This is a genomic window from Alsobacter ponti, from assembly GCF_024294805.1.
In the GTDB taxonomy this organism is placed as follows: domain Bacteria; phylum Pseudomonadota; class Alphaproteobacteria; order Rhizobiales; family Beijerinckiaceae; genus Alsobacter; species Alsobacter ponti.
The window spans coordinates 27,920-44,754 of sequence record NZ_JANCLU010000007.1 but is presented as its reverse complement, the minus strand read 5'-3'; the positions used below and the strand labels follow the sequence as shown (position 1 = coordinate 44,754).

Annotated in this window: 14 protein-coding genes; 2 read left to right on the top strand and 12 right to left on the bottom strand. The window is 70.0% G+C overall.

Annotated elements, in window-relative coordinates:
* Window positions 1-3: 3 nt before the first annotated feature.
* The 7 genes from NK718_RS08905 to mutM form a co-directional block, all read right to left on the bottom strand.
* The gene (locus NK718_RS08905; RefSeq protein WP_254740754.1) at window positions 4-2,094 is read right to left on the bottom strand and encodes a M3 family metallopeptidase; all 2,091 of its coding nucleotides are present in this window, start codon (window positions 2,092-2,094) and stop codon (window positions 4-6) included.
* A gap of 94 nt (window positions 2,095-2,188) precedes the next feature.
* Window positions 2,189-3,307: a DNA polymerase III subunit beta gene (dnaN, locus tag NK718_RS08900; protein WP_254740752.1), complete on the bottom strand. Its 1,119-nt coding sequence runs from the start codon at window positions 3,305-3,307 to the stop codon at window positions 2,189-2,191.
* Window positions 3,308-3,484: 177 nt separating this feature from the next.
* The gene (gene dnaA, locus NK718_RS08895; RefSeq protein WP_254740750.1) at window positions 3,485-4,945 is read right to left on the bottom strand and encodes a chromosomal replication initiator protein DnaA; all 1,461 of its coding nucleotides are present in this window, start codon (window positions 4,943-4,945) and stop codon (window positions 3,485-3,487) included.
* A gap of 981 nt (window positions 4,946-5,926) precedes the next feature.
* Window positions 5,927-6,193 carry a 30S ribosomal protein S20 gene (rpsT, locus tag NK718_RS08890; protein WP_254740748.1) on the bottom strand — a complete coding sequence of 89 codons (267 nt, stop codon included), beginning with the start codon at window positions 6,191-6,193 and terminating at the stop codon, window positions 5,927-5,929.
* A gap of 142 nt (window positions 6,194-6,335) precedes the next feature.
* Entirely contained in the window at window positions 6,336-7,133 is a 798-nt protein-coding gene (locus tag NK718_RS08885; RefSeq protein WP_254740746.1) for a TSUP family transporter, read from the bottom strand.
* Window positions 7,134-7,169: 36 nt separating this feature from the next.
* On the bottom strand, window positions 7,170-7,955 hold the full coding sequence (locus NK718_RS08880; RefSeq protein ID WP_254740744.1) for an enoyl-CoA hydratase: 786 nt from the start codon (window positions 7,953-7,955) through the stop codon (window positions 7,170-7,172).
* An 81-nt stretch (window positions 7,956-8,036) separates the two neighbouring features.
* Entirely contained in the window at window positions 8,037-8,921 is an 885-nt protein-coding gene (gene mutM, locus NK718_RS08875; RefSeq protein WP_254740742.1) for a bifunctional DNA-formamidopyrimidine glycosylase/DNA-(apurinic or apyrimidinic site) lyase, read from the bottom strand.
* A gap of 91 nt (window positions 8,922-9,012) precedes the next feature.
* Here mutM and ubiE point away from each other — a divergent pair, with 91 nt between their 5' ends.
* The gene (gene ubiE / locus NK718_RS08870; RefSeq protein ID WP_254740740.1) at window positions 9,013-9,798 is read left to right on the top strand and encodes a bifunctional demethylmenaquinone methyltransferase/2-methoxy-6-polyprenyl-1,4-benzoquinol methylase UbiE; all 786 of its coding nucleotides are present in this window, start codon (window positions 9,013-9,015) and stop codon (window positions 9,796-9,798) included.
* Window positions 9,799-9,808: 10 nt separating this feature from the next.
* Complete coding sequence (ubiB, locus tag NK718_RS08865; protein WP_254740738.1) at window positions 9,809-11,383, top strand: 2-polyprenylphenol 6-hydroxylase; 1,575 nt, start codon at window positions 9,809-9,811, stop codon at window positions 11,381-11,383.
* Between the two features lie 15 nt (window positions 11,384-11,398).
* On the opposite strand, the gene trmB is transcribed toward ubiB, so the two are convergent.
* The 5 genes from trmB to NK718_RS08840 form a co-directional block, all read right to left on the bottom strand.
* Window positions 11,399-12,139, bottom strand: a complete 741-nt coding sequence (trmB, locus tag NK718_RS08860) for a tRNA (guanosine(46)-N7)-methyltransferase TrmB (RefSeq protein ID WP_254740736.1) — start codon at window positions 12,137-12,139, stop codon at window positions 11,399-11,401.
* 37 nt (window positions 12,140-12,176) lie between these two features.
* Window positions 12,177-13,367 (bottom strand): methionine adenosyltransferase, encoded by a 1,191-nt coding sequence (gene metK / locus NK718_RS08855; RefSeq protein WP_254740734.1) that lies wholly within the window; start codon window positions 13,365-13,367, stop codon window positions 12,177-12,179.
* A 130-nt stretch (window positions 13,368-13,497) separates the two neighbouring features.
* A complete protein-coding gene (locus NK718_RS08850) occupies window positions 13,498-13,950 on the bottom strand; it encodes a helix-turn-helix domain-containing protein (protein ID WP_256515513.1) in 453 nt (150 codons plus the stop codon).
* Between the two features lie 145 nt (window positions 13,951-14,095).
* On the bottom strand, window positions 14,096-15,670 hold the full coding sequence (lnt, locus tag NK718_RS08845) for an apolipoprotein N-acyltransferase (RefSeq protein ID WP_254740730.1): 1,575 nt from the start codon (window positions 15,668-15,670) through the stop codon (window positions 14,096-14,098).
* Window positions 15,671-15,679: 9 nt separating this feature from the next.
* Window positions 15,680-16,834: a hemolysin family protein gene (locus NK718_RS08840; RefSeq protein ID WP_254740728.1), complete on the bottom strand. Its 1,155-nt coding sequence runs from the start codon at window positions 16,832-16,834 to the stop codon at window positions 15,680-15,682.
* Window position 16,835: the final 1 nt, after the last annotated feature.

Genomic DNA, 16,835 nt, shown 5'->3' with positions numbered 1-16,835 from the left:
CCCTTACCGCTCCTCGCCGCCCGCCTCGGCGACTTCGCCGAGGAAGCCGCGCTTGCGCAGCAAGGCGTCGACATCGGGGTCGCGGCCGCGGAAGGCGCGGTAGGCGAGCTCCGGATCGCGGCTCGATCCCGCCGCGTAGACGTGGCGCTTCAGCCGGCCCGCAAGCTCCGGGTCGAAGATGTCGCCCGCCTCCTCGAACGCCGCGAAGCCGTCCGCGTCCAGCACTTCCGACCACAGATAGGAGTAGTATCCGGCCGAGTAGCCGTCGCCCGAGAACACGTGCGTGAAATGCGGCGTGCGGTGGCGCATGGCGATTTCGGCCGGCATGCCGATCCCGTCGAGCACGCGCCGCTCGAAGGCGACGGGGTCGATGTCGGTCGCGCTCTCCAGCGCGTGGAACTCCATGTCGACGATGGCGGAGGCGACGTACTCCACCGTGGCGAAGCCCTGGTTGAAGTTGCGCGCCGCCTGGATGCGGTCGAGCAGCGCCTGCGGCATCGGCTCCCCCGTCCGCGCGTGCAGCGCGCAGGTCCGCAGAACTTCCGGGCGCATTAGCCAGTGCTCGTAGACCTGCGAGGGGAACTCGACGAAGTCGCGCGGCACCGCGGTGCCGGCGATCGAGGGGTAGGTCACGTCCGACAGCATGCCGTGCAGGGCATGGCCGAACTCGTGGAAGACGGTGCGCGCGTCGTCGAAGCTGAGCAGGGTGGGCTGGCCTTCCGGCGCGCGCGCGAAGTTCAGCACGTTGACGACGATCGGGCGCACGTCGCGCCCCAGCTTGCGCTGGCCGCGGAACGAGCTCATCCACGCGCCGCTGCGCTTCGAGGACCGGGCGAAATAGTCGCCGTAGAACAGGGCGAGGTGACGGCCGGCCGCGTCCGTCACCTCCCAGGTCCGCACGTCGGGATGGTAGGTCGGCAGGTCGCGCCGCTCCGAGAAGCGGACGCCGAACAGGCGCGTGGCCGTGTCGAACGCCGCCTGGATCACGCGGTCGAGCTGCAGGTAGGGCTTGATTTCGCCTTCGTCGAGGTTGTGGCGCGCCGCGCGCACCTTGGCGGCGTAGTAGCGCCAGTCATGCGCGGCGATGACGATGCTCGCATCATCCTGTTGCGCCATGGCCTGAAGGGCGTCGCGCTCCTCCAGCGCCCGCGCCCGCGCCATCGGCCAGACGCGGTCGAGCAGGCCGCGCACCGCCTCCGGCGTCTTGGCCATGCTGGTGTCGAGCTTGTAGGCGGCGAAGGTGCGATAGCCGAGCAGCCGGGCGCGCTCGACGCGCAGCGCTACCATTTCCGCGACGATGGCGCGGTTGTCGGACGCGCCGCCCATCTCGCCGCGCCGAATCCACAGCCCGTAGGCCTTCTCGCGAAGCGCCCGGTTGGACGAGAACTGCAAAAACGGCTCGATCAGCGAGCGCGACAGCGTGACGATGTGTCGGCCCTTCAGGCCGTGGTCCTCGGCCGCCTGCGCGGTGGCGGCGACCAGCCAGTCCGGAAGACCGGCGAGTCCTGCCTCACCCTCCAGCTCCACGAGGGTGTCCGCCTCGTCGGCGAGCACGTTCTGGCTGAACTGCGTGCCCAGCGTCGCCAGTCGTTCGACGATCTGGGACAGGCGCTGCTTCGCCTGCAGCGCAAGCTTGGCGCCGGAGCGCACGAACCGCTTGTGGGTCAGCTCCAGCACGCGTTTCTGCTCGTCGTCGAGCCCCAGCTCGTCGACACGGCTCCACAGCGCGTCGATGCGGGCGAACAGGCCCGCGTTCATGCCGATGTCGCTGAAGTGCTTGGCGGCGATGGGAGAAATCTCCCTCTCGATGGCCTGGAGCTCCGGGCTCGTGTGCGCTCCCGCGAGGTTCCAGAACACGCCCCCGACCCGCGACAGCGTCTCGCCGGAGAGCTCCAGCGCGTCGATTGTGTTGGCGAAGGTGGCGGGCGACGGATCGGCGGCGATGGCGTCGATTTCGGCCCGGTGCGCCGCGAAGGCCGCCTCGAAGGCCGGCCGGAAGTGCTCGGGGCGGATCGCGGCGAAGGGCGGCGTCTCGAACGGCGTGTCCCAGGCGGCGAGCAGCGGGTTGCTTTCGGGGGTGTCGGGTGCGGTCATGGCCGGTCTCCGGTCGGGAATTCGGCGCAGCATGCGCCGGGATTCCCGGCCGTTTGGCGGCGGCCGGCGCAGGCTTTGCGTGAAAACAGGGGCGTCAGACGCGCATCGGCATCAGGACGTAGAGCGCCGGCGCGCCCTCGCGGTCCTGGATCAGCGTCGGCGAGCCCGGGTCGGCGAGCCGGAACAGGGCCGTGTCGCCTTCGAGCTGCCCGGCGATGTCGAGCAGATAGCGCGCGTTGAAGCCGATATCGAGCGCCGCGGCGTCGTAGTCGACCTCGATCTCCTCCGTCGCCGACCCCGAATCCGGGTTGGTCACGGAAAGAGTCAGGCGGCGCTCGGCCAGCGACAGCTTCACGGCGCGCCCGCGCTCGGACGAGATCGTCGACACGCGATCGACCGCGTTCGAGAACTCGGCCTTGTCGACGACGAGCTGCTTGTCGTTGCCGACCGGGATGACGCGCTGGTAGTCGGGGAAGGTCCCGTCGATCAGCTTGGAGGTGAGCACCACCGCGCCCAGCGTCAGCCGGATCTTGGTGGACGACAGCTCGATCTCGACCTCATCGCCGGCGTCGTCGACGAGCTTGATGATTTCCGCCACCGCCTTGCGCGGGATGATGACGCCCGGCATGCCGACCGCCGCGGCCGGCGCCTCCGACTCGACGCGGGCGAGGCGGTGGCCGTCCGTGGCCACGGCGCGCAGCACAGCGCGGCCGCCGACATCCATTACGTGGAAATAGATGCCGTTGAGGTAATAGCGCGTCTCCTCGGTGGAGATGGCGAACTGCGTCTTCTCGATGAGGCGCTTCAGCTCGACCGAGGAGAGGCTGAAGCGGTGGCTCATGTCGCCCGTGGCGAGGTCCGGGAAGTCGGTCTCGGGCAGCGACTGGAGGTTGAAGCGCGACCGGCCCGACCGGATCAGCACCTGGCCGACGTCGCCGGTGGTCTCGAGCGATACCTGCGAGCCGTCCGGCAGCTTGCGCACGATCTCGTAGATGACATGGGCGGGGACGGTGGTCGCGCCCGGCTGGCCGACATCCGCGGCGAAGCTCTCGGTGACCTCGAGGTCGAGGTCGGTCGCCTTGAGGCTGAGCTGGCCGGCCTCGGCGCGGATCAGCACGTTGGACAGGATCGGGATCGTGTTGCGGCGCTCCACGACGCGGTGCACGTGCCCCAGGGACTTGAGGAGCGCGGAGCGCTCGACTGTGACCTTCATGGCCGACCTGCGAACCTTTTCGTTATCCACGGACTGCGCCCGCCGCGCCTGAGCGGCGGGGCAAGCACATTCGCAAGCCCCCCGGCCAAGCGCAAGCGCCGAGCTTGCGCGCGGGACGGGTTGGCGCGGGTAATCACAAAAAAGGGCGGATTCGGCGGGCCGGGGCCGGCCTTGCGGCTATTCCTGCAACATGCGCTTGAGGAGTTCGATCTCCTCGCGCAGCACGGGATCCTGCGCCACCACGCCGTCGATCTTGCGCACGGCGTGCAGCACCGTGGTGTGGTCGCGCCCGCCGAAGCGCCGGCCGATCTCCGGCAGCGAGCGCAAGGTGAGCTGCTTGGCGAGGTACATGGCGATCTGGCGCGGCTTCACCACCCCCGCCGAGCGGCGGGACGACAGGATGTCGGCGCGGCTGACATTATAGTGGGTGGCGACCAGCTTCTGGATGTCCTCGATGCGGACTTTCTTGGGCTCGCGCGACCGCACTAGGTCGCGGATGGCCGCCTCGGCGGCTTCGACCGTCAGCGGCGCGCCGGAGAGCGTGCTGTGGGCCAGCAGGCGGTTGACCGCCCCGTCGAGGTCGCGCCCGTTGGTGGTGATCGAGCGGGCGACGAACGACACCACGGCCGGGCTCACCTCGAAGCCGGGCTGGTGCTGCCTTGCGGCGGCGACGCGCGCCTCCAAAATTTTGACGCGCAGCGCCTCGTCGAGCGCGCCCATCTCGACGACGAGCCCGCCCGCCAGCCGCGAGCGCACGCGCTCGTCCAGCGTCTCCAGGTCGCCCGGCGGCCTGTCGGCGGCGATCACCACCTGCCGGCCCGCGTCGATCAGCGCGTTGATGGTGTGGCAGAACTCCTGCTGGATCGACTTGCCCTGCAGGAACTGCACGTCGTCGATGACCAGAAGGTCGATGCCGCGCAGCCTTTCCTTGAAGGCGAGCGCCGTCTGCGCCTTCAGCGCGGCGACGAAGCCGTACATGAACCGGTCGGCGGTGAGGTAGATGACGCGCTTGCCGCCGGCCAGCACCTCGTGCGCCACGGCCTGGAGCAGGTGCGTCTTGCCCAGCCCGACGGCGGCGTGGATGTAGAGAGGGTTGTAGAGCGGAGCGGCCCCGGAGTCGATGCGCGACACGCGCTCGGCCGCCGCATGGGCGAGAGCATTGGAGCGGCCGAGCAGGAAGCTGGCGAAGGTCAGACGGCGGTCCAGCGGCGAGCCCTGCAGCCCGTCGACGTCGTGATGGGCGTGCCGGTCCTGCTCGGGCGCGGGCGTCATCGCCTTCTCGACGCTGACCGGCCGGCCGGCGATCGCCGCCGCGCCCTGGTGGGACACCGTCTCGATGGGGCCGGGGATGCGCACCGGGCCGCGCTGCACGGCGCTGCGCACGCTGAGGCTGATGTCGCCCACGCCGGCGCATTCCTCGGCGACGAGGGCGCGGACACGGTCCATGTAGTGCGACTGGATCCAGCTCTTCAGGAAGCGCGTCGGCACGGAGAGGTGGCCCACGCCTTCAGCGACGCCGACCAGCTCCAGCCGGCCGAACCAGCTCGAAAACACGTCCTCGCCCAGCTCGGCGCGCAGGCGTCGGCGCACGCGCTCCCAGGCCTCGTCGTCGCGGTCGGCTTCGATCCCGGACGTCATCGGCTCGCCGTAGCCATGATCCGAAACCCCTTTTCCTGCCGCGTGAAGCATGTGACCGGTCCTGCAAAATGATCCGCATCGCCGCTGGCGGGCGCTGACGGGTATCGATGAAACATGATGATGAAGAGTGCGGCCCCGCGGGCCGGAAGCCTGACCCGTCAGGACGTGGTCAGGACGGTCGTGACGATTCCGACAACCACTCCGGGACGCTGGAAAACGCGATGGCAGCCCTGGTGTCGTGTCATGCTCGTCATGATATGCCCCTCGACAGCTTTTTAGCTGAACTGTGCCACCTTATCCGGTGACGTTGTGCCGCTTTGCAAATGGCGGCGTTTGTTTTGGCGATCGCTGCCCGTTCGTTGTGACGGGCTTGAAAGTAAACAGGTTCGAAAGTGCCTCCCTATATTTAAGCGCAAATATAAAGAACCCTGTCGCCGGGTTATTGTAGTCCGGTTTCATTTGGTGAGAGCCCCAAGGCGTCGCCCCGGAGTGATTTGACCTTACACAGCGGCCAAGGACGGCGCAACAGACGGGCCGGCGCGGAGGGTCCCGATTCCCGGCCGGTCCGGCGGAGCTGCTTCCGGACCCGGACCCCAACGCCTTGACTCAGTTCATAATTCCTTAAGCCCCGTCCGGCGGGCGGCGCGAGCCGGGCCGGGCAGAAAAATTTTCGAGCCCCCGGACGGCGCGTCGGCGGCGGCTCAGGAATCCACGTCATCAATGTGTCTTGTGCCGTAAGTTCATGATCTTGCTTGTCATTTCCTGCGCGACGGAAGGCTCCGAGCTGGGTCTCGGCCGAGCCCCAGAGGGGAAGGATTGTCAAGCGGGAATCTGCTCGCCGGGCGAAGCTCACGCCGGAAATCCGGGCCGCGCGGCAACTTCGTCACGCTCGCATTTAGCGCTTCCGGCCACCGCTTTGCGCAATGAAAAAACCCGGCCGCGAGGCCGGGTTTCGTAACCGTCGGAGATGTGAGAGGCGCGTCAGGCCTGGAGGGCCTTGATGGCGCTGGCCAGCCGCGAAACCTTGCGCGACGCCGTGTTGCGATGGACGATGCCCTTCTGCGCCGAGCGCATCATGACGGGCTCGGCCGCCTTGAACGCGGCGGCGGCGGCGGCCTTGTCGCCGGCCTTGATCGCTTCCTCGACCTTCTTCACGTAGGTGCGCATCGCCGAGCGGCGGCTGCGGTTGATGGCGGTGCGGCGCGCGATCTTGCGGGTCGCCTTTTTCGCCGAAGTCGTATTGGCCATCGGTCGTCCTCGTTGCGAGGCGGCTCCGGACGAGCCGCGCCCATGTCATGCGTCTGAAAGGATAGAGCCGGTGCGGACGAAGCCGACCGGCTGCTCATAGGGGCGGGCTTATAGCGGAGGCGGGATGCAGCGTCAACGCTCGTCAGCCCCCGGCCAGCGCTTTTGAGAGCCAGGCGCGCGCCGGGTTGGCGGGGTCCATCAGGAGGCGGAGCGCCACGGCGCAGCACACCACCACGATCAGCGGCCGGATCAGCCGCGCGCCCATGCGCAGCGCCAGGCGCGATCCGATCTGCGCGCCCGTCAGCGCCGCGACGCCCATCACCAGCCCCACCGGCCAGACGATGAGCCCCGAGGCGGCGTAGAGCGCCAGCGAGCCGACATTGCTCGCCAGGTTCAGCGCCTTGGTGTGCGCGGTGGCGCGCAGCAGGCCGAAGCCCAGCAGGGTCACGAACCCCACCATATAGAATGAGCCGGCGCCGGGGCCGAAGAAGCCGTCGTAGAAGCCGATAATCGGGGCCAGCGTGAGCGTGAAGGCCGTGGGGCCGACGCGGCTTCGCGCGTCGGCGTCGCCCATGCCCTTCGACAGGCCGAAATAGAGCGCCATGCCGAGCATCAGGAACGGCACGATGGCGGCCAGCGCCGCGGCCGGGATCGCCTGCACCGCCAGCGCGCCCGCCACGGAGGCGGCTCCGGAGACGGCTGCCATGGGCAGCGCCTCGGCCCAGGCGATCCTTCCGGCGCGGGCGAAGGAGAACGTCGCCGAAGCGGTGCCGAAGCTGCCCTGCAGCTTGTTCGTGGCGATGGCCGACACCGGGTCGAACCCGGCCAGCAGCAGCGCCGGCACGGTGAGCAGCCCGCCGCCGCCGGCGATGGAGTCAAAGAACCCCGCCACCAGCGCCACGAGGCCCAGCGCCGCGACAGTCTCGATACCGAATTCCATGCGGGGGCTCCGGGCCGTCCGTTTGGGCGACCGGGCTCAGCCGTTCCGGAAGGCGGGCTTGCGCTTGTCGACGAACGCGCTCATGCCCTCCTTCTGGTCGGCGGTCGCGAACATCGCCTGGAACACGCGCCGCTCGAAGCGGATGCCTTCGGCCAGCGTGGTCTCGTAGGAGCGGTTGACGCTCTCCTTCGTCATCATGACGATTGGCAGCGACATCGAGGCGATGGTCTCGGCCGCCTTCATCGCCTCGGCGATCAGCTCGGCCGCCGGCACCACGCGCGACACGAGGCCGGCCCGCTCGGCCTCGGCGGCGTCCATCATGCGCCCCGTCAGGCACATCTCCATCGCCTTGGACTTGCCGACCAGCCGCGTCAGGCGCTGCGTGCCGCCCGCGCCAGGCATGACGCCGAGCCGGATTTCCGGCTGGCCGAATTTGGCGGTGTCGGCCGCGATGATGAAGTCGCACATCATGGCCACTTCGCAGCCGCCGCCGAGCGCGAAGCCCGCCACGGCGGCGATGATCGGCTTGCGGCGGTTGGCGACGCCGTCCCACGGCGTGATGAGGTCGCCCGTGTAGCTCTGGGGATAGGTCGTCGGCTGCAGTTCCTTGATGTCGGCGCCGGCGGCGAAGGCCTTTTCCGAGCCGGTGAGAACGATGCAACCGATCGCCGGATCGGCGTCGAAGCGGGCCAACGCGTCGTTAAGCTCGGTCATCAGCTGGGCGCACAGGGCGTTGAGCGCCTGCGGCCGGTTGAGCGTGATCAGCGCCACCCTGCCGCGCGTCTCGGTGAGAATCGTCTCGTAGCCTTGTGCCTCGGTCATGGTCCGTGTCCCCGTTGCGCCCGGTGCAGGGCTACCCTCTCCCGCGCGCGAGAGCAATCGCCCGCGCGGATCAGCGCACCCTCATCGCTGGCAAGTTCCGCAGAAGAAGGTGGAGCGGCCCGACTGGACGATGCGCGACACGACGCCCCGGCAGCCCGGCGTCGGGCAGGGCTCGCCCTCGCGGCCGTAGACCCGAAAACGGTGCTGGAAATAGCCGAGCGACCCGTCCGTGTGCGCGTAGTCGCGCAGTGTCGATCCGCCGGCCGCGACGGCCTCCTCCAGCACGTCGCGGATCGCCGGCGCGAGGCGTCGCGCCGGCTCGCCGGCCGATCCGTCGGCGCGCGCCAGCGTGCCGGCCCGCCGGCGCGGCGACAGGCGGGCCCGGTGCAGCGCCTCGCACACATAGATATTGCCGAGTCCGGCCACGAGCGACTGGTCGAGCAGGGCGGCCTTCAGCGGCGCGGCCTTGCCCCGGAACAGCCGGGCCAGCGACCCGGCGTCGAGCTCGTTGCCGAGCGGCTCGATCCCGAGATCCTTGAACAGCTTGTGCGCGTAGAGCCCGGCTCGCGTCGTCAGCGCCATGAAGCCGAACCGGCGCGCGTCGTTGTAGGTCACCCGCGCGCCGTTCGAGAGGTGGAACACCACGTGGTCGTGCGCCGCCACGCCGCCGGCCTCGTGGCGGAATTCGCCCGGCGTGACGGCCTCTCGGCCCGGCCATTCCACGGTGAACCGTCCCGTCATGCCGAGATGCATGATCAGCACGTCGCCGCCCGAGAGGTCGGCCAGCAGGTACTTCGCCCGGCGGCCCAGCGCCTCGACCGTGCGGCCTTCGACGCGCTCGGCGAAGCGTTCGGGAAGCGGAAAGCGCAGGTCGGCCCGCCGCTGCTCCAGGCGCTCGATCCGCGCGCCCACCATGGCGGGCTCGAGGCCGCGCCGGACCGTCTCGACCTCGGGAAGCTCTGGCATGCGGCCCTTCCGAACGCTGTGCATCCGCCACATAGCGCAGCGCGGCGTCATTCGCTATGGTCCGCGCCCGTAGGTAAAGCGGGACAGTTCGATGCGCGACGGTGGACAAGGCGGCGGACCCGGGACGGAGCGTTCCGGCGAGACGCATTTCGGCTTTTCGACCGTGCGGCTCGAGGAGAAGCAGACCCTCGTCGACGACGTGTTCCACAAGGTGGCCCGCCGCTACGACATCATGAACGATTTGATGTCGGCCGGCCTGCACCGCGCCTGGAAGGACGCGCTCGTCTCGGCGCTGCGCCCGCCGCGCGACAAGCCCTTCGCCCTGCTCGACGTTGCCGGCGGCACCGGCGACATCGCCTTCCGCGTGCTGGAGGCGGCCGGGCCGGACGCCAGCGCGACCGTGCTCGACATCAACGGCGACATGCTGGCCGTGGGGCGCGACCGCACGCCGGTGCGGCTTGTCGGGCAGGTCGAGTTCGTGCAGGGCAACGCCGAGACGCTGCCGCTGCCGGACCGCACGTTCGACGCCTACACCATCGCTTTCGGCATCCGCAACGTGCCGCGCATTCCGCTGGCGCTGGCCGAGGCCCATCGCGTGCTCAAGCGCGGCGGCCGGTTCCTCTGCCTGGAGTTCTCGCAGGTGGACGTGCCGGGGTTCGACAGGATCTACGACGCCTATTCGTTCAACGCCGTTCCGGCGCTCGGCAAGCTGGTGGCGGGCGACGCCGAGCCCTATCGCTACCTGGTTGAATCGATCCGCAAGTTCCCCCGCCCCGAGGCGTTCGCCGGAATGATCCGGGCGGCCGGCTTCGGGCGCGTGACGCACCGGCCCATGACCGGCGGCATCGTCCGCCTGCATTCCGGCTGGAAGCTGTGAGCCCATTTTCGTGCTGAACGCCCTATTTCATTGGGCCCGCCTGGGCCATGTCGGGTTCGTGCTCGCGCGCGAGGGCGCGTTCGCGCTCGTCGATCCGAGCGAGCTTCCGCCCTCCGCGCGCATGGGCCTGTGGCTCGCGCGCCGCATCGAGCGGCGCGGCGCGGGCGACGGGGCGCAGCGCCTCGCCGCCGCGCTGACGCGCCTGGGTCCGTCCTACGTCAAGTTCGGGCAGTTCCTCGCGACAAGGCCGGACGTCGTCGGCGTGCGCGTGGCGCGCGACCTCGAGGCGTTGCAGGACCGGATGCCGCCGTTCCCGCGCGCCGAGGCGGTCAACGCCGTCGAGGCGTCGTTCGGGGCCCCGATCGGCGCCGTGTTCGCGGAATTTTCCGAACCGCTGGCCGCCGCCTCCATCGCGCAGGTGCACAAGGGGACGGTTTCGACGCCGGAGGGTGACCGCGTGGTCGCGGTGAAGGTGCTGCGGCCAGGCGTGCGCGCCCGCTTCCGCCGCGACCTCGCGGCGATGGCCTACGCCGCCCGGACGGCGGAGACGCTGCAGCCCGACCTGCGACGTTTGCGCCCGGTCGGGGTGGTCGAGACGCTGGCGCGCTCCGTCACGATGGAGATGGACCTGCGGCTGGAGGCGGCCGCTCTGTCCGAGATGGCCGAGAACACCCGCGACGATGGAGAATTCCGGGTGCCCGCGGTCGACTGGGAGCGCACCGCGCGCGACGTGCTGACGCTGGAGTGGATCGACGGCATTCCGCTCAACAACATCGCGGCGATCGAGGCGGCGGGCCACGACAGGGTCGCGCTCGGGCGCGTGCTCATCCAGTCCTTCCTACGCCACGCGCTGCGCGACGGCTTCTTCCACGCCGACATGCACCCCGGCAATCTGTTCGTGGACGCGTCCGGGCGCATCTGCGCGGTAGATTTCGGCATTATGGGCCGGCTCGGCCCCAAGGAGCGGCGCTTCCTGGCCGAAATCCTGCTCGGCTTCATCACGCGCGACTATCGCCGCGTCGCCGAAGTGCATTTCGAGGCGGGCTACGTGCCGTCGCACCATTCGGTGGCGGATTTCGCGCAGGCCATCCGCGCCATCGGCGAGCCGATCCACAACCGCACCGCCGACCAGATCTCGATGGCGAAGCTGCTGACGCTGCTCTTCGAGGTGACGGGCCTGTTCGACATGGCGACGCGCACCGAGCTCGTCATGCTGCAGAAGACCATGGTCGTGGTCGAGGGCGTCGCCCGCAATCTCGACCCCCGGCTCGACATGTGGACGACGTCCGAGCCCGTCGTGCGCGCCTGGATCGAGCGCAATCTCGGTCCGGTTGGAAAACTGGAGGATGTCGGCCGCGGCGCCGCTTCGCTGGCCGGCCTGTTCGGCGACCTTCCGCGCCTGGTCGGTCGCGCCGACCGCCTCGTCGAAAGCCTCGAAATCGCGACGCGGCGCGGGTTTCCGCTCGCGCCCGAGAGCCTCGCGGGCATCGGCAGGGCCGAGGCGAGGCGGGCGCGCTGGGGACATGTCGCCCTGTGGATCGGCGCGGCGGCGCTGGTCGTCATCGCCGCGCGGCTGTTCCACTGATCCGGGGCGTCGGGCTCAGCGCGACGCTTCGCGGCGGAATTCCAGGTAGCTCGGCGTGCGGCCCTCGCGAACGGCCTTCGCCTCGTAGCGCGTGCCCGGCCAGCCGGGGAACGGCTTTCGCCAATCGTCGGGCCGGCGGGCCGTCCAGCTGAAATCCGGCGAGCGCAGCACGCGCGCCAGGGTCCACCCGACATAATGGTCGATGTCGCTGGCGAAGCAGAACGTCCCGCCCGGCCGCAGGATTCGCGCGAACCGGGCCAGCATGGCGTCGGAGACGAAGCGTCGCTTGTTGTGCCGGCGCTTCGGCCAGGGGTCCGGATAGAGCAGGTAGATGCGATCGAGGGAGGCCTCGGGCAGCGCCTCCACCACCGCCGTGGCGTCGGCGTCGTAGAGCCGGACGTTGTCCAGCCCCTCGGCGTCGATGGCCGCGAGCATCTTCGCCATGCCGTTGACGAAGGGCTCGCAGCCGATGATCCCCACGGAGGGGTTCGCCCGGGCGCGGGCGAGCAGGTGCTCGCCGCCGCCGAAGCCGATCTCCAGCCAGATTTCGGAGACCTCACGGGGAAACAACGCAGCCGGTCGCGCGAGGTCGCGCGCCGGGTCGACGCGCAAGCGCGGCAGCAGCGTCTCGAACAGGCTCGCCTGCCCGGCCCGCAGCTTCTTGCCCTTGCGCCGGCCGAAGAACGCGCCGCGCGCGGCGACGCCCGCCTCGGGCGCGCCGTCGCCGGCCGGATCGTCCTGATTTCGGTTCGTCATCGACGCTGAACCGCGCGACGCCGCCGCGCGCCGGGGGTCAGAACTGCTTGCGCAGCGCGTCGGCGAGGTCGGTGCGCTCCCAGCTGAAGCCGCCGTCCGCCTCCGGCGCGCGGCCGAAATGGCCGTAGGCGGCGGTGCGGGCGTAGATCGGCCGGTTGAGCCCGAGATGCTCCCGGATGCCGCGCGGCGTCAGGTCCATCGCCTGCATCAGCACCGTCTCGAGCTTGCCCTCGTCGACCTGGCCGGTCCCGTGCAGGTCGGCGTAGATCGACAGCGGGCGCGCGACGCCGATGGCGTAGGACAGCTGGATCGTGCAGCGCTCGGCGAGGCCCGCGGCGACGACGTTCTTGGCGAGGTAGCGGGCGGCGTAGGCGGCGGAACGGTCCACCTTGGTCGGGTCCTTGCCCGAAAACGCGCCGCCGCCGTGCGGGGCCGCGCCGCCATAGGTGTCGACGATGATCTTGCGCCCGGTGAGGCCGCAATCGCCGTCGGGGCCGCCGATGACGAACTTGCCGGTCGGGTTGACGTGCCACACGGTGGAGGCGTCGATCCAGCCCTCGGGCAGCGACTGGCGGATATAGGGCTCGACGATGGCGCGCACGTCATGCGACGTCAGGTCGTTGTCGGTGTGCTGGGTGGACAGCACGATCTGCGTCACGCCGACCGGCTTGCCGTTCTCGTAGCGCACCGTCACCTGGCTCTTGGCGTCCGGGCCGAGCACGTGCGTCTCGCCGGTGCGGCGGGCCGTGGAGAGGCGCTTCAGGATGCCGTGGGCGTAGTAGAGCGGCGCCGGCATCAGCTCCGGCGTCTCGCGGCAGGCATAGCCGAACATGATGCCCTGATCGCCCGCGCCTTCGTCCTTGTTGCCCGCCTCGTCGACGCCCTGCGCGATATCGGCGGACTGGGCGTGCAGCAGCACCTCGATGCGGGCGGTCTCCCAGTGGAAGCCCTCCTGCTCGTAGCCGATGTCGCGGATGGCGAGCCGGGCGGCGTGGGAAAGGAGATCGCGCGTCAGCGTGGCGGGGCCGCGGGTCTCACCCGCGATGACGACGCGGTTGGTCGTCGCCAGCGTTTCGCAGGCGACGCGGACGTCCTTGGCCTGCCAGCCCTCGGCTTCCGCGGCGCGGAAAAACGCGTCGACCACTTCGTCCGAGATGCGGTCGCAGACCTTGTCGGGATGACCTTCCGAAACCGACTCGCTGGTGAACAGATAGTTTGACCGGGCCACGACCATTCGCTCCAGGTTAATAAGTCCCCCGGGTTGTACCGGGGGACAGTGGGCGATTGGCTAGGTGACAGCCTCTGTTCGTCAGGTCAAGCCAAATTGGGGGAATCGTTCGGAATGAAGAACGCGCCGGTCAGTTCGTCAGGGCCGAATCGCCGGTCGATTCCGTCATCGGGACGATCCCGTCCTCGCCGGCGACCGCGTTGACGAGGTCGACGAGACGACGGCGGACCTTCGGGTCGCGGATGCGCAGGAAGGCGCGGTTGAGCTGCACGCCCTCGTTGGAGGCGAGGAAGTCGGCGACGTAGGGGGTATCCGCCACTTCCTGGAAGCCGTTCGCCTGCGTCTCCGGCCCGGTCGCCGGCGCGCCCTCGAAGAAGAACTCCACGGGCATGCCCAGGATGCGCGAGATCTGCTGGAGGCGGCTCGCGCCGATCCGGTTCGTACCTTTCTCGTATTTCTGAACCTGCTGGAACGTCAGGCCAAGCGCCTCACCGAGGCGTTCCTGGCTCATGCCGACCAGGACCCGACGCATGCGCACGCGGCTGCCAACATGTTTGTCGACAGGATTCGGCGCTTTTTTCATAGACGTCCCCCAATCAATGGTCCGCGGCGCACCGCGGCAAAAAAACGGTCTCGAAAAAGAATCCACGGGCTGAAATGGGCGCCAGAGGACACCCGGGAAGACGACCCCCGGTTGCGTCGCACTCTCCCAAAGCGATGAAGAAAAGTCAATTCCTGCGTAAACGATTGAGCACCGTTGTAATGAAAACAAATAATAGCGCCATCCATGCGCGCCCGCCCCAGCGCGCGAACGGCGGCGGGTCGATGGCGCTCGGCAGATTGGCGTCGAGAACGCCTTCCTCGCCGAGGCCGAGCGACGCGACGACCCGCCCATACGGATCGACCACCGCCGAAATGCCCGAATTGGCGGCGCGCACCAGCGGCAGGCCTTCCTCGATGGCGCGAAGACGCGCCTGCGCGAAGTGCTGGTGAGGCCCGGGAGTGAGCCCGAACCAGGCGTCGTTGGTGACGTTCAGCATCACGCCGACGGGGGCGTCGGGCCGCACCTCGCCGGGGAAGATCGCCTCGTAGCAGACCAGCGGAGCTACCGGCGGGAGGCCCGGCGCGCGCAGCAGCCGCCGGTGCGTCCCGGCCTCGAACCCGCCGGGCGCGTTGACGAACTGACGCAGACCGAGCGCGGTCAGCGCGTCGGAGAACGGCAGATACTCGCCGAACGGCACGAGGTGGACCTTGTCGGCGCTGTCGAGCACCGTGCCGTCGGGTCCGACCACCTGGATGGCGTTGTAGAAACGGCGGCCCGACTCGCCGGGCAGCGGATCGCTGGCGCGCACGGCGCCGGTCACCAGCACGACGCGATGGTCCAGCAGCGCGGCGATCTGCGCCAGCGCCGCCGGTTCGCGGGCCAGCAGGAACGGGAACGAGGATTCGGGCCAGATCAGGTGCGTCGCGCGCTCCAGGCCGGGCTGGCCGCTGAGCCGCAAATAATGGCGCATGATCGCGGCGGCGTTCTCCGGCCTGAACTTGTCGTCCTGGGGAATGTTGGGCTGCATGATGCGCAGCCGCACCCCCGCCACGTCCGGCGGCGGCCCGGAAGCAAGGCGCGCCGCCCCGAACGCGGCGAGCGCGGCGAGCGCCAGCGCGGCGAGCGCGGGGGCCTGCCAGCGGGCGCGGCGCGTGTCACCGGTGGCGATGGTGGCCGGCGCGGCGCAGATCGCCACCGCCGCCAGCGTCAATCCGTTCAGCCCGACGAGGCTGGCCGCCTGCGCGAGCCAGAGATGGTCGCCGAGCGCCATGCCGTAGGCGTTCCACGGGAAGCCGGTCAGCACGTTGCCGCGCAGCCATTCCGAGACGCCGAGCCCGGCGGCGAGAGCCAGCACGCGGACCGCGCCGCGCGTCCACATCAGGCGCGCCAGGGCGAAACCCAGCGCGGTGAACAGGCCGAGACCGGCGGGCAGGCCCAGCACGCCCAGCGGCATCAGCAGCGCGAACTGGTCCGGCTCGACGAGGAACGCCGAACCGAGCCACCACAGGCCGGCGGTGAAATAGCCGAAGCCGAACGCCCAGCCGATCAAGGCAGCGACGCCCAGCGTGCGCGGGGAGCGCCCGCCCGACCCCGCCACCGCGCCGTCCAGCAGCCACACGGCCACGGTCAGCGACACGGCGAGCGCCGGCAGCAGGTCCAGCGGGGCCATGGCCAGCGCCCCCGCCGCGCCGGCCGCGAAGGCGAGCGCCAGCCGTCGCCAGCCCCAGGCCAGCGTCACGCGCCGCGCCAGGGTCGTCATCGCGCCGGGTCAGCCGTCACGGCCGGTGTCACCGTCGGCCGAAGAGGACGTCGAAGCTGCGGCGGGCCGCGCCTCGTCGGCGGAGGCCGGAGCGGCAGCGCCCTTGTCGTCGGCCTTCGCCTCGCCCTTGGCGGTCCGCCCGGCCTCGCCGCCATTGCCGCGCGGACCCGCCGGCAGCGGGGCGGGCACGGCGGGCGGGTGGATGCGCAACCGCTTGATCTTGCGCGGGTCGGCGTCCAGCACCTCGAACTCCCACCCGCTCTGGTGGGCGATGATCTCGCCGCGCACCGGCACGCGGCCCGCGAGCGTGGCGATCAGCCCGCCCAGCGTGTCGACGTCCTCGGCGGATTCGCCGTGCTCGAAATCGACGCCGATGGCCTCGGACGCCTCCTCCAGGCCGGCGCGCGCGTCGGCGAGCCAGGTGCCGTCGGCGGCCTTGGCCACCGAGGGGGCCTCGTCGAGGTCGTGCTCGTCCTCGATGTCGCCGACGACAATCTCGACAATGTCCTCGATCGAGACGATGCCGTCCGTGCCGCCATATTCGTCGATCACCAGCGCCATGTGAGTGCGCAGGCTCTGCATCTTCACCAGCAGGTCGAGCGCCGGCATGGACGGCGGCACGAACAGCACGGGCCGCAGGATCTTGGCGGCCGAGAGCGGGATCGAGAGGTCGACCTTGCCGAGGTCGGGCGCGTCGGGGGGCAGCCGCCGCCGCCGCCCGGTGCGGGTCGTTTCGGCGCGGCTGGCGAGGTAATCGAGAAAATCACGGATGTGGACCATGCCGCGCGGGTCGTCGAGCGTCTCGGCGTACACCGGCAGGCGCGAATGGCCGGCGGTGCGGAACACGCGCAGCAGGTCGCCCAGCGTCGACTCGATCGGCACGGCGACGATGTCGGCGCGCGGCACCATGATGTCGTCGACCCGGTGGCTGCGCAGCGTCAGCACGTTCTGGAGCATCGCCCGCTCCTGGGGCGAGAACTCCGTGGCCGTGGCGTTCTCGGAGAGTGCGTCCTCGAGGTCGTCGCGGATGGAGGCGGGGGATTTCAGGCCGAGCTTGACGAGGATCCTTTCAAGGAAACCGTCTCCTGCGGCCTCCCGCGATCGATCCGGATCGGGCGCGGGTCTCGGGGCGGGCCTGGACGTACTGGAGTCGTCGGAACTCATT

What these genes read in the sequence shown, in the direction of transcription:
- trmB (WP_254740736.1), bottom strand. Translation starts at nt 12,139, where the DNA reads ATGACGAACCGAAATCAGGACGATCCGGCCGGCGACGGCGCGCCCGAG.
- dnaN (WP_254740752.1), bottom strand. Translation starts at nt 3,307, where the DNA reads ATGAAGGTCACAGTCGAGCGCTCCGCGCTCCTCAAGTCCCTGGGGCAC.
- ubiE (WP_254740740.1), top strand. Translation starts at nt 9,013, where the DNA reads ATGCGCGACGGTGGACAAGGCGGCGGACCCGGGACGGAGCGTTCCGGC.
- NK718_RS08840 (WP_254740728.1), bottom strand. Translation starts at nt 16,834, where the DNA reads ATGAGTTCCGACGACTCCAGTACGTCCAGGCCCGCCCCGAGACCCGCG.
- NK718_RS08905 (WP_254740754.1), bottom strand. Translation starts at nt 2,094, where the DNA reads ATGACCGCACCCGACACCCCCGAAAGCAACCCGCTGCTCGCCGCCTGG.
- mutM (WP_254740742.1), bottom strand. Translation starts at nt 8,921, where the DNA reads ATGCCAGAGCTTCCCGAGGTCGAGACGGTCCGGCGCGGCCTCGAGCCC.
- NK718_RS08880 (WP_254740744.1), bottom strand. Translation starts at nt 7,955, where the DNA reads ATGACCGAGGCACAAGGCTACGAGACGATTCTCACCGAGACGCGCGGC.
- NK718_RS08885 (WP_254740746.1), bottom strand. Translation starts at nt 7,133, where the DNA reads ATGGAATTCGGTATCGAGACTGTCGCGGCGCTGGGCCTCGTGGCGCTG.
- dnaA (WP_254740750.1), bottom strand. Translation starts at nt 4,945, where the DNA reads ATGACGTCCGGGATCGAAGCCGACCGCGACGACGAGGCCTGGGAGCGC.
- NK718_RS08850 (WP_256515513.1), bottom strand. Translation starts at nt 13,950, where the DNA reads ATGAAAAAAGCGCCGAATCCTGTCGACAAACATGTTGGCAGCCGCGTG.
- rpsT (WP_254740748.1), bottom strand. Translation starts at nt 6,193, where the DNA reads ATGGCCAATACGACTTCGGCGAAAAAGGCGACCCGCAAGATCGCGCGC.
- lnt (WP_254740730.1), bottom strand. Translation starts at nt 15,670, where the DNA reads ATGACGACCCTGGCGCGGCGCGTGACGCTGGCCTGGGGCTGGCGACGG.